At 66.3% G+C, this 13134-nt stretch carries 23 protein-coding genes; all 23 read left to right on the plus strand.

From position 1 onward, the window contains the following. The first annotated feature begins 425 nt into the window (after positions 1-425). The 23 genes from rpsJ (at position 426) to map (ending at position 13008) form a co-directional block, all read left to right on the plus strand. On the plus strand, positions 426-734 hold the full coding sequence (rpsJ, locus tag BLR91_RS03310) for a 30S ribosomal protein S10 (RefSeq protein ID WP_018191969.1): 309 nt from the start codon (positions 426-428) through the stop codon (positions 732-734). Between the two features lie 14 nt (positions 735-748). Then, on the plus strand, positions 749-1408 hold the full coding sequence (gene rplC / locus BLR91_RS03315; RefSeq protein WP_020076939.1) for a 50S ribosomal protein L3: 660 nt from the start codon (positions 749-751) through the stop codon (positions 1406-1408). Between the two features lie 5 nt (positions 1409-1413). Continuing rightward, positions 1414-2064 carry a 50S ribosomal protein L4 gene (rplD, locus tag BLR91_RS03320; protein ID WP_018191967.1) on the plus strand — a complete coding sequence of 217 codons (651 nt, stop codon included), beginning with the start codon at positions 1414-1416 and terminating at the stop codon, positions 2062-2064. Beyond that, a complete protein-coding gene (gene rplW, locus BLR91_RS03325) occupies positions 2064-2360 on the plus strand; it encodes a 50S ribosomal protein L23 (protein WP_018191966.1) in 297 nt (98 codons plus the stop codon). The genes rplD and rplW overlap by 1 nt, the downstream gene beginning before the upstream one ends. A 24-nt stretch (positions 2361-2384) precedes the next feature. Further along, positions 2385-3224, plus strand: a complete 840-nt coding sequence (gene rplB / locus BLR91_RS03330) for a 50S ribosomal protein L2 (protein ID WP_018191965.1) — start codon at positions 2385-2387, stop codon at positions 3222-3224. A gap of 12 nt (positions 3225-3236) precedes the next feature. Continuing rightward, entirely contained in the window at positions 3237-3518 is a 282-nt protein-coding gene (rpsS, locus tag BLR91_RS03335; protein ID WP_018191964.1) for a 30S ribosomal protein S19, read from the plus strand. 25 nt (positions 3519-3543) lie between these two features. Then, positions 3544-3936, plus strand: coding sequence for a 50S ribosomal protein L22 (rplV, locus tag BLR91_RS03340; RefSeq protein WP_018191963.1), 393 nt, complete (start codon positions 3544-3546; stop codon positions 3934-3936). After that, entirely contained in the window at positions 3936-4703 is a 768-nt protein-coding gene (rpsC, locus tag BLR91_RS03345; protein ID WP_020076940.1) for a 30S ribosomal protein S3, read from the plus strand. The genes rplV and rpsC overlap by 1 nt, the downstream gene beginning before the upstream one ends. A gap of 2 nt (positions 4704-4705) precedes the next feature. Beyond that, positions 4706-5125, plus strand: coding sequence for a 50S ribosomal protein L16 (rplP, locus tag BLR91_RS03350; protein ID WP_018191961.1), 420 nt, complete (start codon positions 4706-4708; stop codon positions 5123-5125). Continuing rightward, positions 5125-5454: a 50S ribosomal protein L29 gene (rpmC, locus tag BLR91_RS03355; protein ID WP_018191960.1), complete on the plus strand. Its 330-nt coding sequence runs from the start codon at positions 5125-5127 to the stop codon at positions 5452-5454. Before rplP ends, rpmC begins: the two co-directional genes overlap by 1 nt. Before the next feature lie 82 nt (positions 5455-5536). After that, positions 5537-5842 carry a 30S ribosomal protein S17 gene (gene rpsQ / locus BLR91_RS03360; protein ID WP_018191959.1) on the plus strand — a complete coding sequence of 102 codons (306 nt, stop codon included), beginning with the start codon at positions 5537-5539 and terminating at the stop codon, positions 5840-5842. Beyond that, on the plus strand, positions 5839-6207 hold the full coding sequence (gene rplN, locus BLR91_RS03365) for a 50S ribosomal protein L14 (RefSeq protein ID WP_018191958.1): 369 nt from the start codon (positions 5839-5841) through the stop codon (positions 6205-6207). The genes rpsQ and rplN overlap by 4 nt, the downstream gene beginning before the upstream one ends. A 3-nt stretch (positions 6208-6210) precedes the next feature. Then, on the plus strand, positions 6211-6570 hold the full coding sequence (gene rplX / locus BLR91_RS03370) for a 50S ribosomal protein L24 (protein ID WP_018191957.1): 360 nt from the start codon (positions 6211-6213) through the stop codon (positions 6568-6570). Continuing rightward, entirely contained in the window at positions 6570-7157 is a 588-nt protein-coding gene (gene rplE / locus BLR91_RS03375; RefSeq protein ID WP_018191956.1) for a 50S ribosomal protein L5, read from the plus strand. Before rplX ends, rplE begins: the two co-directional genes overlap by 1 nt. A gap of 99 nt (positions 7158-7256) precedes the next feature. Next, positions 7257-7655: a 30S ribosomal protein S8 gene (gene rpsH, locus BLR91_RS03380; RefSeq protein WP_018191955.1), complete on the plus strand. Its 399-nt coding sequence runs from the start codon at positions 7257-7259 to the stop codon at positions 7653-7655. A gap of 6 nt (positions 7656-7661) precedes the next feature. Further along, positions 7662-8198, plus strand: coding sequence for a 50S ribosomal protein L6 (gene rplF / locus BLR91_RS03385; protein WP_018191954.1), 537 nt, complete (start codon positions 7662-7664; stop codon positions 8196-8198). A 2-nt stretch (positions 8199-8200) separates the two neighbouring features. Then, on the plus strand, positions 8201-8572 hold the full coding sequence (rplR, locus tag BLR91_RS03390; RefSeq protein ID WP_018191953.1) for a 50S ribosomal protein L18: 372 nt from the start codon (positions 8201-8203) through the stop codon (positions 8570-8572). Further along, entirely contained in the window at positions 8569-9282 is a 714-nt protein-coding gene (gene rpsE / locus BLR91_RS03395) for a 30S ribosomal protein S5 (RefSeq protein WP_018191952.1), read from the plus strand. The genes rplR and rpsE overlap by 4 nt, the downstream gene beginning before the upstream one ends. After that, entirely contained in the window at positions 9282-9467 is a 186-nt protein-coding gene (gene rpmD, locus BLR91_RS03400) for a 50S ribosomal protein L30 (RefSeq protein ID WP_018191951.1), read from the plus strand. The genes rpsE and rpmD overlap by 1 nt, the downstream gene beginning before the upstream one ends. Continuing rightward, positions 9467-10159, plus strand: coding sequence for a 50S ribosomal protein L15 (gene rplO, locus BLR91_RS20300; protein WP_089877072.1), 693 nt, complete (start codon positions 9467-9469; stop codon positions 10157-10159). Before rpmD ends, rplO begins: the two co-directional genes overlap by 1 nt. A gap of 76 nt (positions 10160-10235) precedes the next feature. Then, a complete protein-coding gene (secY, locus tag BLR91_RS03410) occupies positions 10236-11558 on the plus strand; it encodes a preprotein translocase subunit SecY (RefSeq protein ID WP_018191949.1) in 1323 nt (440 codons plus the stop codon). Continuing rightward, positions 11555-12175: an adenylate kinase gene (locus tag BLR91_RS03415; protein ID WP_029042970.1), complete on the plus strand. Its 621-nt coding sequence runs from the start codon at positions 11555-11557 to the stop codon at positions 12173-12175. The genes secY and BLR91_RS03415 overlap by 4 nt, the downstream gene beginning before the upstream one ends. Before the next feature lie 2 nt (positions 12176-12177). Continuing rightward, complete coding sequence (map, locus tag BLR91_RS03420; RefSeq protein WP_089877070.1) at positions 12178-13008, plus strand: type I methionyl aminopeptidase; 831 nt, start codon at positions 12178-12180, stop codon at positions 13006-13008. The last annotated feature ends 126 nt before the right edge of the window (positions 13009-13134 follow it).

The following is a 13134-nucleotide window of genomic DNA, read 5'->3' on the forward strand; positions in this document are numbered from 1 at the left end:
CTTCGGTGGTCGGAGCCTCTGGATGTCGCCAAGGCGTACTCTGTGGAGAACGAATTCTCCACAGGCCGACGCCGCGACACGCCCGGGTTGCAGGTTGGGCCGCGATCTGGCAAACTTGTCTAGTTCAACATTCCGGAACGAGCGCGTCTACGCGCGCTTCGACCGGATCACTGCCAGGCAGTGCATAGCCCGTTGCACCGTGTTCATTCGCGGTTTTGGCGACGTGAGGTTAGGCCGCAGGCAGCAGGACACGCTCAATTCGAACACCCACGAGTCCAGGGGCTAACTCTGTGCCTGTGACAGGTTCGATCACGAGTTGACAGAAGAATAGTGGCGTTCCACCGCGTACGTCGCCCGCGTCCAATGCGAAGAACGGCTCGAGAGAGCCGTCTCGTACGACGCCATAACAAGAGAGAGAGTCAGACATGGCGGGACAGAAGATCCGCATTCGGCTTAAGTCGTATGACCACGAGGTCATCGACACCTCGGCGCGCAAGATCGTCGACACGGTGACCCGTGCCGGCGCGACCGTCGTCGGCCCGGTGCCGCTTCCCACCGAGAAGAACGTGGTGGTCGTCATCCGTTCGCCCCACAAGTACAAGGACAGCCGCGAGCACTTCGAGATGCGCACGCACAAGCGGCTGATCGACATCATCGACCCGACGCCGAAGGCCGTCGACTCGCTCATGCGTCTCGACCTGCCCGCCGACGTCAACATCGAGATCAAGCTCTAAGGGGGAGTGCCACCATGTCCAACGCTGACACGAAGACTTCCAAGGGCCTCCTCGGCAAGAAGCTCGGAATGACCCAGGTCTGGGACGAGAACAACAAGCTCATCCCCGTGACCGTCATCGAGATCACGCCGAACGTCGTGACCCAGGTCCGCACCCCCGAGGCCGACGGCTACAACGCCGTCCAGATCGCGTACGGCCAGATCGACCCGCGCAAGGTCAACAAGCCGTCCGCCGGCCACTTCGACAAGGCGGGCGTCACCCCGCGTCGTCACCTCACCGAGGTCCGCACCGCCGACGCCGCCGAGTACGCGGCCGGCCAGGAGCTCACCGTCGACGGAACCTTCGAGGTCGGCCAGCTGGTCGACGTCGTCGGGACCTCGAAGGGTAAGGGCTTCGCCGGTGTGATGAAGCGCCACAACTTCCAGGGCGTCTCCGCTTCGCACGGTGCGCACCGCAACCACCGCAAGCCGGGCTCCATCGGCGCCTCCTCGACCCCGAGCCGTGTCTTCAAGGGCATGCGCATGGCCGGTCGCATGGGTGGCGAGCGCGTCACCGTCCTGAACCTCAAGGTGCAGGGCATCGACGCCGAGAAGGGCCTGCTGCTGGTCAAGGGCGCCGTTCCCGGCGCTCGTGGCCGCATCGTTTTCGTCCGCAACGCAGTGAAGGGGGCCTAAGGTAAATGGCTACCTCGATTGACGTCGTCGACCTCAAGGGCAAGAAGGCCGGCTCCATCGAGCTTCCCGACGCCCTGTTCGACGTTCAGACCAACATCCCGCTGATCCACCAGGTCGTCACCGCCCAGCTCGCCGCGGCGCGCCAGGGCACGCACAAGACCAAGGGTCGTGGCGAGGTCTCCGGCGCCGGCCGCAAGCCGTTCAAGCAGAAGGGCACCGGTCGCGCCCGCCAGGGTTCCATCCGCGCACCGCAGATGACCGGTGGTGGCATCGTCCACGGACCGACGCCGCGCAGCTACGCTCAGCGCACCCCGAAGAAGATGATCGCCGCTGCTCTGCTCGGTGCCCTCTCGGACCGCGCCCGCGGCAGCCGCCTCCACGCCGTCCAGGCCTTCACGACCGGTGACGCTCCGTCCACCAAGGCCGTCGTCGACCTGCTGAGCGGCATCGCGACCTCGAAGCACGTCCTCGTCGTGCTCGAGCGTGACGACGAGCTCGCCTTCAAGAGCGTCCGCAACGTGCCGACCGTGCACGTGCTGACGTACGACCAGCTGAACGCCTACGACGTCCTGGTGAGCGACGACATCGTCTTCTCGCAGGCGGCGCTCGAGGGCTTCATCGCCGCCAAGAGCAACAAGGAAGAGGTGAACGCGTAATGGCCGTCAACAAGGACCCGCGCGACGTCATCATCGCCCCGGTCGTCTCTGAGAAGAGCTACGGCCTGATCGACGAGGGCAAGTACACCTTCCTCGTCGACACGCGTTCGAACAAGACCGAGATCAAGCTCGCCATCGAGTCGATCTTCAAGGTCGAGGTCGCGTCGGTGAACACCCTGAACCGTCAGGGCAAGACCCGCCGCACCCGCTTCGGCACCGGCAAGCGCAAGGACACCAAGCGCGCCATCGTCACGCTGAAGTCCGGTTCCATCGACATCTTCACGGCCGTCGGCTGAGCGAAGGACTAGAGGAAAACAGACATGGCAATTCGTAACTACAAGCCCACGACCCCCGGTCGTCGCGGCTCCTCGGTCGCCGACTTCGCCGAGATCACCCGCTCGACGCCGGAGAAGTCCCTTCTCCGTCCGCTGTCGAAGACCGGTGGCCGCAACAACCAGGGCCGCATCACGACCCGTCACATCGGTGGTGGCCACAAGCGCCAGTACCGCGTGATCGACTTCCGTCGCAACGACAAGGACGGCGTCAACGCCAAGGTCGCCCACATCGAGTACGACCCCAACCGCACGGCGCGCATCGCGCTGCTGCACTTCGTGGACGGCACCAAGCGCTACATCCTGGCGCCCGCCGGCCTGAAGCAGGGCGACGTCGTCGAGTCGGGTGCCGGCGCGGACATCAAGCCGGGCAACAACCTGCCGCTGCGCAACATCCCGACCGGTACCGTCGTGCACGCGATCGAGCTGAAGCCGGGCGGTGGCGCCAAGCTCGCCCGTTCGGCCGGTGCCTCGGTCCGCCTCGTCGCGAAGGACGGCCCCTACGCCCAGCTGCGCCTCCCCTCGGGTGAGGTCCGCAACGTCGACGCGCGCTGCCGCGCCACCGTCGGCGAGGTCGGCAACGCCGAGCAGTCGAACATCAACTGGGGCAAGGCCGGCCGCATGCGCTGGAAGGGCGTCCGCCCGACCGTGCGTGGTGTCGCGATGAACCCGATCGACCACCCGCACGGTGGTGGTGAGGGCAAGACCTCCGGTGGTCGCCACCCGGTCAGCCCGTGGGGTCAGAAGGAAGGCCGTACGCGCCACCCCAACAAGGAAAGCGACAAGCTCATCGTCCGCCGTCGCAACGCCGGCAAGAAGCGCAAGTAGGAGTTCGAGAAGATGCCACGCAGTCTCAAGAAGGGCCCCTTCGTCGACGAGCACCTGTTTCGCAAGGTGGTCGCCGCGAACGAGGCCAACAGCAAGAACGTGATCAAGACCTGGTCGCGCCGCTCGATGATCGTCCCGGCCATGCTGGGTCACACCATCGCGGTGCACGACGGTCGCAAGCACATCCCGGTGTTCGTCACCGAGACCATGGTCGGTCACAAGCTCGGCGAGTTTGCGCCGACCCGCACCTTCCGTGGACACGTGAAGGACGACAAGAAGGGTCGCCGCCGCTGATCGCGGTGGCGTAAGGAGGAGAGAAATGGTGGAGTCGATCGCCCGCGTGCGACACATCCGCGTTACCCCCATGAAGGCCCGCCGCGTCGTCAACATGATCCGCGGCAAGCAGGCTCAGGAGGCCCTGGCCATCCTGAAGTTCGCCCCCCAGAGCGCGAGCGAGCCTGTCTACAAGCTCGTCGCCTCGGCCATCGCCAACGCGCGTGTCAAGGCCGACCAGAGCAACACCTACCTGGACGAGCAGGACCTGTACGTGAGCCGCGCCTTCGTGGACGAGGGGACCACCCTCAAGCGGTTCCAGCCGCGTGCACAGGGCCGGGCCTTCCGCATCAACAAGCGCACCAGCCACATCACGGTCGTCCTCGCGACGCCGGACGAGGCCGAGGCCGCCCCCGTCAGCAAGAAGGCGAGCAAGTAATGGGTCAGAAAGTCAATCCGTACGGCTTCCGTCTGGGGATCACCACCGACCACGTGTCGCGGTGGTTCTCCGACAGCACCAAGCCGGGTCAGCGTTACAGCGACTACCTCGCCGAGGACGTCAAGATCCGCCGTCTGCTTCAGACGTCGCTCGACCGCGCGGGCGTGTCCCGCATCGAGATCGAGCGCACCCGTGACCGCGTCCGCGTCGACATCCACACCGCCCGCCCGGGCATCGTGATCGGTCGTCGTGGCGCCGAGGCCGAGCGCATCCGCGCCGACCTCGAGAAGCTCACGGGCAAGCAGATCCAGCTGAACATCCTCGAGGTGAAGAACCCCGAGGCCGACGCCCAGCTCGTCGCGCAGGGCATCGCCGAGCAGCTCTCCGCCCGCGTGGCCTTCCGCCGCGCGATGCGCAAGGGTCTGCAGGGCGCGCAGCGTGCCGGCGCCAAGGGTGTCCGCATCCAGGTGTCCGGCCGTCTCGGCGGCGCCGAGATGAGCCGCTCCGAGTTCTACCGCGAGGGTCGTGTGCCGCTGCACACGCTCCGCGCCAACATCGACTACGGCTTCTACGAGGCCAAGACCACCTTCGGTCGCATCGGTGTGAAGGTGTGGATCTACAAGGGCGACATCACGAACAAGGAACTGGCTCGCGAGCAGGCCAACCAGAAGCCGTCGCGCGAGCGCAACGACCGTCCGCGTCGCGGTGGCCGGGGCAACGCCCCCGAGACCGCTGGCGCGCCGGCCGCAGCAGGAGTTGAGGCATAACCATGTTGATCCCACGCAGAGTCAAGCACCGCAAGCAGCACCACCCCGGCCGTAGCGGCCAGGCGACCGGTGGCACGAAGGTCTCCTTCGGCGAGTTCGGCATCCAGGCCCTGACGCCCGCTTACGTGACCAACCGTCAGATCGAGTCCGCTCGTATCGCCATGACGCGTCACATCAAGCGTGGCGGCAAGGTGTGGATCAACATCTACCCCGACCGTCCGCTCACGAAGAAGCCGGCCGAGACCCGAATGGGTTCCGGTAAGGGTTCGCCGGAGTGGTGGGTCGCCAACGTCAAGCCGGGTCGCGTCCTCTTCGAGGTCTCCGGAGTCTCCGAGCAGCTCGCTCGCGAGGCCATGACCCGTGCAATCCACAAGCTGCCCCTCAAGGCACGCATCATCAAGCGCGAGGAGGGCGACGCGTAATGGCGATCGGATCCAAGGAGCTTGCCTCGAGCGAGCTCGACACTTTCGAAGACGAGCGTCTCGTCGACGAGCTGAAGAAGGCCAAGGAAGAGCTGTTCAACCTCCGCTTCCAGTCTGCCACCGGCCAGCTCGAGAGCCACGGCCGCCTGCGCGCCGTGAAGCGTGACATCGCTCGTATCTACACCGTGATCCGCGAGCGCGAGCTCGGGATCCGGGCTACCCCGGCCCCGACCGAGGCAGCGCCGGCCGAGAAGAAGAAGACCCGCGCCAAGAAGGCGGCCCCGGCCGCCGAGGCCGAGGTCGACACCACGAATGAGGAGGCCAAGTAATGGCTGAGACCACCAAGGCCGCGGCCGCGGAGTCGGCGGCCGCCGAGGCCGAGGTCGACACCACGAATGAGGAGGCCAAGTAATGGCTGAGACCACCAAGGCCGCGGCCGCGGAGTCGGCGGCCGACGAGGCCCTCGTCCGCGGGTACCGCAAGGCCCGTCGCGGTTACGTCGTCAGCGACAAGATGGACAAGACCATCGTCGTCGAGGTCGAGGACCGCGTGAAGCACCCCCTGTACGGCAAGGTCATCCGCCGCACCTCCAAGGTGAAGGCGCACGACGAGAACAACACCGCCGGCATCGGCGACCTCGTTCTCATCAACGAGACCCGTCCCCTGAGCGCCAGCAAGCGCTGGCGCCTGGTTGAGATTCTGGAGAAGGCCAAGTGATCCAGCAGGAATCCCGACTCAAGGTCGCCGACAACACCGGCGCCAAGGAGCTCCTCGCGATCCGCGTGCTCGGCGGCTCCAGCCGTCGCTACGCCGGCCTCGGCGATGTCATCGTCGCCACGGTCAAGGACGCGATCCCGGGTGGGAACGTCAAGAAGGGCGACGTCGTCAAGGCGGTCGTCGTGCGTGTTCGCAAGAACACCCGCCGCCCGGACGGCTCCTACATCAAGTTCGACGAGAACGCCGCTGTCATCCTGAAGAACGACGGTGACCCCCGCGGCACGCGCATCTTCGGACCGGTCGGCCGCGAGCTCCGCGACAAGAAGTTCATGAAGATCATCTCGCTCGCACCGGAGGTGCTGTAACCCATGGCGAACATCAAGAAGGGCGACCTGGTCCAGGTCATCTCGGGCCGTTCGCAGGCCCGCGGTGGTGACCGTGGCAAGCAGGGTCGCGTCATCGAGGTTCTCGTCGAGCAGAACCGTGTCATCGTCGAGGGCGTCAACTTCGTGACGAAGCACGTGCGCGTCGGCCAGACGCAGCGTGGCACGAAGACCGGCGGAATCGAGACCCACGAGGCCCCGATCCACGTCTCGAACGTGGCGCTGGTCGACCCCGAGACCAAGAAGCCGACCCGCGTCGGCTTCCGCGAAGAGAGTGTCACGAAGGACGGCGTCACCAAGACGGTCCGCGTTCGTTACGCCAAGAAGTCTGGTAAGGACCTGTAATGACCGACACTGCAACCGCTGCTGGCAAAATCCAGCCGCGCCTGAAGCAGAAGTACAAGAACGAGATCTCCCAGCAGCTCCAGGGCGACTTCGGCTTCACCAACGTGCACCAGGTGCCCGGTCTGGTGAAGATCGTCGTCAACATGGGTGTCGGCGAGGCGGCTCGTGACGGCAAGGTGATCGACGGTGCGGTCAACGACCTCACCCTGATCACCGGTCAGAAGCCCCAGGTCACGAAGGCCCGCAAGTCCATCGCGCAGTTCAAGCTGCGCGAGGGTCAGCCGATCGGCGCGCACGTCACGCTGCGCGGCGACCGCATGTGGGAGTTCCTCGACCGTCTCCTCACGCTCGCGCTTCCGCGAATCCGCGACTTCCGCGGCCTCAGCGACAAGCAGTTCGACGGGAACGGCAACTACACGTTCGGTCTCACGGAGCAGTCGATGTTCCACGAGATCAACCAGGACCGCATCGACCGCGTCCGCGGCATGGACATCACTGTGGTGACCACCGCCAAGAACGACGACGAGGGCCGCGCACTGCTCAAGCAGCTCGGCTTCCCGTTCCGTTCCAACGACGCGGCCAACTAGGCCCACCTGCGGGCCGGCCGTCCGGCCGGCCCGCTTCCACCACAGGTCGTCAGTCGTGTACCGGCTGAACGAAACCTGGTGACCGTAAGGAAAACCGAAATGACCATGACAGATCCGGTCGCAGACATGCTGACCAGACTGCGCAACGCGAACTCGGCTCACCACGACACCGTGTCGATGCCGCACTCGAAGCTCAAGGCCCACATCGCCGAGATCCTCACCAAGGAGGGCTACATCTCCGGCTGGGACGTCACCGACGCCCGCGTCGGCAAGACGCTGACCCTGCAGCTCAAGTTCGGACCGAACCGCGAGCGTTCCATCGCCGGTATCAAGCGCGTGTCGAAGCCCGGCCTTCGCGTCTACGCGAAGTCCACGGAGCTCCCCAAGGTGCTCGGCGGGCTCGGCGTCGCCATCCTGTCCACCTCCTCCGGTCTGCTCACGGACCGCCAGGCTGAGAAGAAGGGCGTGGGTGGGGAAGTCCTCGCCTACGTGTGGTAATCCGCCATGTCGCGTATTGGAAGACTGCCCATCGACATCCCGACCGGGGTCGATGTGAAGATCGACGGCCAGGCCGTCACCGTCAAGGGCCCGAAGGGTGAGCTCAGCCTCACCGTCGCTGAGCCCATCGAGGTCAAGCTGGAGGAGAACCAGGTCCTGGTTACCCGTCCGGACGACGAGCGCGCTTCGCGTTCGCTGCACGGCCTGACCCGCACCCTCATCAACAACCAGATCATCGGCGTCACCCAGGGCTACTCCAAGGGCCTGGAGATCGTCGGCACCGGTTACCGCGTCGTCCAGAAGGGCTCGGCCGTCGAGTTCGCGCTCGGCTTCTCGCACCCGGTGACCGTCGAGCCGCCGGCTGGCATCACGTTCACGGTCGAGGGCAACAACCGCCTGACCGTGGCCGGGATCGACAAGCAGGCCGTCGGTGAGGTCGCCGCGAACATCCGCAAGATCCGCAAGCCCGAGCCGTACAAGGGCAAGGGCGTGCGCTACGCCGGCGAGGTCGTTCGTCGCAAGGCCGGAAAGGCTGGTAAGTAATCATGGCTCTGGGTACCAGAGGAAAGAGCAAGGCGGCCGCTCGCGACCGCCGTCACACCCGCCTTCGCAAGAAGATCGAGGGCACCGCGGTCCGTCCGCGCCTGGTCGTGACCCGTTCGGCCCGCCACGTCTTCGTGCAGGTCGTCGACGACGCGCAGGGCCACACGCTGGCGTCCGCGTCGACCATGGAAGCGGACCTGCGCACCTTCGACGGTGACAAGACCGCCAAGGCCCGCAAGGTCGGAGAGCTCGTCGCCGAGCGCGCGAAGAGCGCCGGTGTCGACGCCGTCGTGTTCGACCGTGGAGGCAGCAAGTACGCGGGCCGCGTCGCCGCTGTCGCCGAGGGAGCTCGAGAGGGTGGACTGAACCTGTGAGCGACGAGAACAACAAGGAGCAGACCGTGGCCGATCAGGTAACGGACAGCGCGCAGCCGGTGGAGACCGCTGCGGGCACCGACAACAACACCCGGAGCGAGCGCGAGCCGCGCCGTGGTGGCCGCGAGCGCAACCCCAACCGCGACCGTGGCAGCCGTGACGCCGACAAGAGCCAGTTCCTGGAGCGCGTCGTCACCATCAACCGCGTCTCGAAGGTCGTGAAGGGTGGTCGTCGCTTCAGCTTCACCGCTCTCGTGGTCGTCGGCGACGGCAACGGCCTGGTGGGCGTCGGCTACGGCAAGGCCCGTGAGGTGCCGCTGGCGATCTCGAAGGGCGTCGAGGAGGCGAAGAAGAACTTCTTCCGCGTCCCGCGCGTCGGCAACACCATCCCGCACCCGGTGCAGGGTGAGGCCGCCGCCGGTGTCGTCCTCCTGCGTCCGGCCGCCGCCGGTACCGGTGTTATCGCCGGTGGTCCGGTGCGCGCCGTCCTGGAGTGCGCCGGCATCCACGACGTGCTGAGCAAGTCGCTCGGTTCGTCCAACACGATCAACATCGTGCACGCGACCGTCGAGGCGCTGAAGCAGCTCGAGGAGCCCCGCGCCGTCGCAGCTCGCCGTGGTCTCGACTACGACCAGGTCGCCCCGGCGCGCCTGCTTCGCACCGAGGCAGCGCTGGCCGAGGCCGCCGCGACCGCGAAGGCAGGTGCCTGATGGCTGCGCGTCTGAAGATCACGCAGATCAAGTCGAAAGTGAGCGAGAAGCAGTACCAGCGCGACACGCTGCGCAGTCTGGGACTGAAGCGCATCGGTGACGTCGTCGTCCGCGAGGACAACCCGCAGAACCGTGGGTACGTCAACACCGTCGCTCACCTGGTGAAGGTCGAGGAGATTGACTAATGGCTGAAGAGAAGGCCACCACAGAGGCCGCTGAGAAGCCGGCCGCCAAGAAGCCCGCGACCAAGGCCGCGAGCACGAAGGCTGCCGCTGACAAGCCGGCCGCCGAGAAGACCAGCACCGCGAAGAAGGCTCCGGCCAAGAAGGCGTCGGCTCCGGCCGCTGCCGACAAGGCCGCCGCCTCCAGCACGGACGACACCGTGGCCGCAAAGCCGGCCGCGAAGTCCTCCGCCAAGAAGGACGTCGCCGCCCCGCGCGAGCAGGTCCTGAAGGTGCACCACCTCCGCCCCGCCGCCGGCGCCAAGAAGGAGAAGACCCGCGTCGGACGCGGTGAGGGCTCCAAGGGTAAGACGGCCGGTCGCGGTACCAAGGGAACCAAGGCGCGCTACCAGGTGCGTCCGGGCTTCCAGGGCGGCCAGCTTCCCCTGCACATGCGTGCGCCGAAGCTGCGCGGCTTCAAGAACCCGTTCCGCGTCGAGTACCAGGTCGTGAACCTGGAGAAGCTCGCCGAGCTGTACCCGTCGGGCGGTGACGTCACCGTCGCCGACCTGGTCGCCAAGGGTGCCGTTCGCAAGAACGAGAAGGTCAAGGTTCTCGGCAACGGGGACATTGCGGTTAAGCTGAACGTTGCGGTCGACAAGGTCTCCGGCTCTGCTGAGCAGAAGATCGTCGCCGCAGGTGGCTCCGTCAAGTAGTCATCCGCAGAGCAGCTGAGTCGGGTGGCCGGGGAACCGGCCACCCGACTGACTCTTAGGAAAGCAGGACGCAGGATTGTTTAGCGCCGTTGGGCGGATCTTCCGCACCCCGGATCTTCGCCGGAAGATCTTCTTCACGCTGGGCATCATCGCCCTGTTCCGGCTGGGATCCTTCATCCCTGCGCCATTCGTCGATTTCGGCAACGTCCAGACATGTCTGAACGCTAATCAGGACACTTCCGGCCTGTATTCGCTGGTGAATCTGTTCTCCGGCGGTGCCCTCCTCAAGCTCTCGATCTTCGCGCTCGGCATCATGCCGTACATCACCGCGTCGATCATCGTGCAGCTGCTGCGCGTGGTCATCCCGCGCTTCGAGACCCTCTACAAGGAGGGCCAGGCCGGCCAGGCCAAGCTCACGCAGTACACGCGCTACCTCACCATCGCGCTGGGCGTCCTCCAGTCGACGACCCTCATCACCGTCGCCCGCAGCGGCGCGCTGTTCGGCACCACCGCCGTCTCCCAATGCACGCAGCTGATCACGGACGACTCCTGGTACGCGATCATGCTCATGGTCGTCACCATGACCGCCGGCACGGGCCTCATCATGTGGATGGGCGAGCTCGTCACCGAGCGCGGCATCGGCAACGGCATGTCGCTCCTCATCTTCACCTCGATCGCCGCGCAGTTCCCGTCCTCCCTCTGGGCGGTCGGCCAGTCGCAGGGCATCGAGATCCTGCTGGTCGTGATCGCGATCGGGTTGCTCATCGTCATGGGCGTCGTCTTCGTCGAGCAGTCGCAGCGGCGCATCCCCGTGCAATACGCGAAACGCATGGTCGGGCGACGGACCTACGGCGGCAACAACACGTACATCCCGATCAAGGTCAACATGGCCGGCGTCGTACCCGTCATCTTCGCGTCGTCGCTGCTGTACCTGCCGGCGCTCATCGCCCAGTTCAACCAGCCGGCCGCCGGCAAGGCACCGGCGCCGTGGGTCACGTGGATCACGAACTACCTGACCAAGGGCGACCACCCGCTGTACATGCTGCTGTACTTCCTCCTGATCGTCGGGTTCACCTACTTCTACGTGGCGATCACCTTCAACCCGGAGGAGGTCGCGGACAACATGAAGAAGTACGGCGGCTTCATCCCCGGCATCCGCGCGGGCCGTCCGACGGCCGAGTACCTCGATTACGTGCTCACGCGGGTGACCCTGCCCGGATCCTTCTATCTGGGCATCATCGCGCTGATCCCATTGGTCGCCTTCGCGTTGATCGGCGCAAGCCAGAACTTCATGTTCGGCGGCACGTCCATCCTGATCATCGTCGGTGTCGGGCTGGAGACGGTCAAGCAGATCGACTCCCAGCTTCAGCAGCGGCATTACGAAGGGCTTCTGCGTTGACCCGAATGCTGATCGTCGGACCCCCCGGAGCGGGCAAGGGCACTCAGGCCTCCCGCATCACCACCGCCTACGGGATCCCCGACATCTCCACGGGCGACATCTTCCGGGCCAACATCAAGAACGAGACGCCGCTCGGCAAGCAGGTCAAGGCCATCGTCGACGCGGGCGACTACGTCCCGGACACGCTCACCAACCAGCTGGTCGCGGACCGGCTCGATGAGGAGGACGCCAAGAACGGCTTCCTGCTCGACGGGTACCCGCGGACGCTCGCGCAGGTCGACTACCTCGACGAGCTCCTCGCCGGCAAGGGGCAGAAGCTGGATGCGGTCATCCAGCTGACGGCCGACCAGGACGAGATCGTGCAGCGCCTGACCAAGCGGGCTCACGAACAGGGTCGAGCGGACGACTCGGAAGAGGCCATCCGCCACCGCCAGCAGGTGTACGTGCGCGAGACCTCGCCGCTGATCGACGTGTACCGCGAGCGCGGTCTCCTCGTGCCGGTCGACGGCCTGGGTGCGATGGACGAGGTCGCGGAGCGGATCACCTCCGCCCTCGCCGAGCGCGGCATCGTCCCGGTCGCGGGCGCAGGCGCGTCCACCGGCGAGTCCGTGGCCTAGAAGTGGTCTTCAAGAGGTCGATCTACAAGACGCCCGCTCAACTCCGCGACATGGTCGCGCCCGGGCGCGCGACGGCCGCGTCTCTCGAAGCGGTCGCGGCGGCGGTCGCTCCCGGCGTGTCCACCCTCGAGCTCGACGCGATCGCCGAGCGCGCGATCGTGGATGCGGGCGGTTCGTCGAACTTCCAGTTGGAGCCCGGCTACCATCACACGATCTGCGCGTCGGTGAACGACGAGGTGGTGCACGGGATCCCCGGTCAGCGCATTCTCGAGCCCGGCGACATCCTGTCGGTCGACAGCGGCGCGATCCTGGGGGGCTGGAACGGGGATGCGGCGCGCACTTTCGTGCTGCCCGATCCCGCGCATCCCGAACTCGTGGCCGAGCGCACCCGCCTCTCAGAGGTGACGGAGCAGTCGCTGTGGCGCGGTATCGCGACCCTGGCGTCCGCCCGCTACCTCAACGACGTGGGTGAGGCGATCGAGGACTACATCTCGGCGCTGGGCGACTACGGCATCCTGACCGACTACATCGGCCACGGCATCGGGCGCCGCATGCACGAGGAGCCGCCGGTGTTCAACTACCGCGTGCGCGCCAAGGGGCCGGAGGTGCGCCCTGGGCTCGTCGTCGCGATCGAGCCGATGGTCGTGCTCGGATCGCAGGAGACCTACGTCAAGGACGACGGCTGGACCGTCGCGACGGAGGACGGCTCGGCGGCCGCCCACTGGGAGCACAGCGTCGCCGTCCACGCGGACGGCATCTGGGTGCTCACCGCGAGCGACGGCGGGGCCGCCGGCCTCGCCCCGTTCGGTGTGACGCCGGTTCCGATCGCCTGATGGGCGCCCGGATCACGGTGTTCGCCCAGAGCGGCGGAGGATCATACACTCGGATTGGCGGATTCGCGCCCTTTCCCATAAGATAGATCCTTGGTGTCTTAGGCGCGTTCTCACGTGCCTTCCGCC

It is taken from the genome of Leifsonia sp. 466MF (assembly GCF_900100265.1).
Lineage (GTDB): Bacteria > Actinomycetota > Actinomycetes > Actinomycetales > Microbacteriaceae > Leifsonia.

Coding starts and splice junctions, on each gene's coding strand:
- rplC (WP_020076939.1), top strand. CDS start 749: ATGTCCAACGCTGACACGAAGACTTCCAAGGGCCTCCTCGGCAAGAAG.
- rplB (WP_018191965.1), top strand. CDS start 2,385: ATGGCAATTCGTAACTACAAGCCCACGACCCCCGGTCGTCGCGGCTCC.
- rplR (WP_018191953.1), top strand. CDS start 8,201: ATGGCTCTGGGTACCAGAGGAAAGAGCAAGGCGGCCGCTCGCGACCGC.
- rplP (WP_018191961.1), top strand. CDS start 4,706: ATGTTGATCCCACGCAGAGTCAAGCACCGCAAGCAGCACCACCCCGGC.
- rplD (WP_018191967.1), top strand. CDS start 1,414: ATGGCTACCTCGATTGACGTCGTCGACCTCAAGGGCAAGAAGGCCGGC.
- rpsJ (WP_018191969.1), top strand. CDS start 426: ATGGCGGGACAGAAGATCCGCATTCGGCTTAAGTCGTATGACCACGAG.
- rplV (WP_018191963.1), top strand. CDS start 3,544: ATGGTGGAGTCGATCGCCCGCGTGCGACACATCCGCGTTACCCCCATG.
- rplO (WP_089877072.1), top strand. CDS start 9,467: ATGGCTGAAGAGAAGGCCACCACAGAGGCCGCTGAGAAGCCGGCCGCC.
- rpsS (WP_018191964.1), top strand. CDS start 3,237: ATGCCACGCAGTCTCAAGAAGGGCCCCTTCGTCGACGAGCACCTGTTT.
- rpmC (WP_018191960.1), top strand. CDS start 5,125: ATGGCGATCGGATCCAAGGAGCTTGCCTCGAGCGAGCTCGACACTTTC.
- rpsH (WP_018191955.1), top strand. CDS start 7,257: ATGACCATGACAGATCCGGTCGCAGACATGCTGACCAGACTGCGCAAC.
- rplF (WP_018191954.1), top strand. CDS start 7,662: ATGTCGCGTATTGGAAGACTGCCCATCGACATCCCGACCGGGGTCGAT.
- rplE (WP_018191956.1), top strand. CDS start 6,570: ATGACCGACACTGCAACCGCTGCTGGCAAAATCCAGCCGCGCCTGAAG.
- rplW (WP_018191966.1), top strand. CDS start 2,064: ATGGCCGTCAACAAGGACCCGCGCGACGTCATCATCGCCCCGGTCGTC.
- rpmD (WP_018191951.1), top strand. CDS start 9,282: ATGGCTGCGCGTCTGAAGATCACGCAGATCAAGTCGAAAGTGAGCGAG.
- rplX (WP_018191957.1), top strand. CDS start 6,211: ATGGCGAACATCAAGAAGGGCGACCTGGTCCAGGTCATCTCGGGCCGT.
- rpsQ (WP_018191959.1), top strand. CDS start 5,537: ATGGCTGAGACCACCAAGGCCGCGGCCGCGGAGTCGGCGGCCGACGAG.
- rpsC (WP_020076940.1), top strand. CDS start 3,936: ATGGGTCAGAAAGTCAATCCGTACGGCTTCCGTCTGGGGATCACCACC.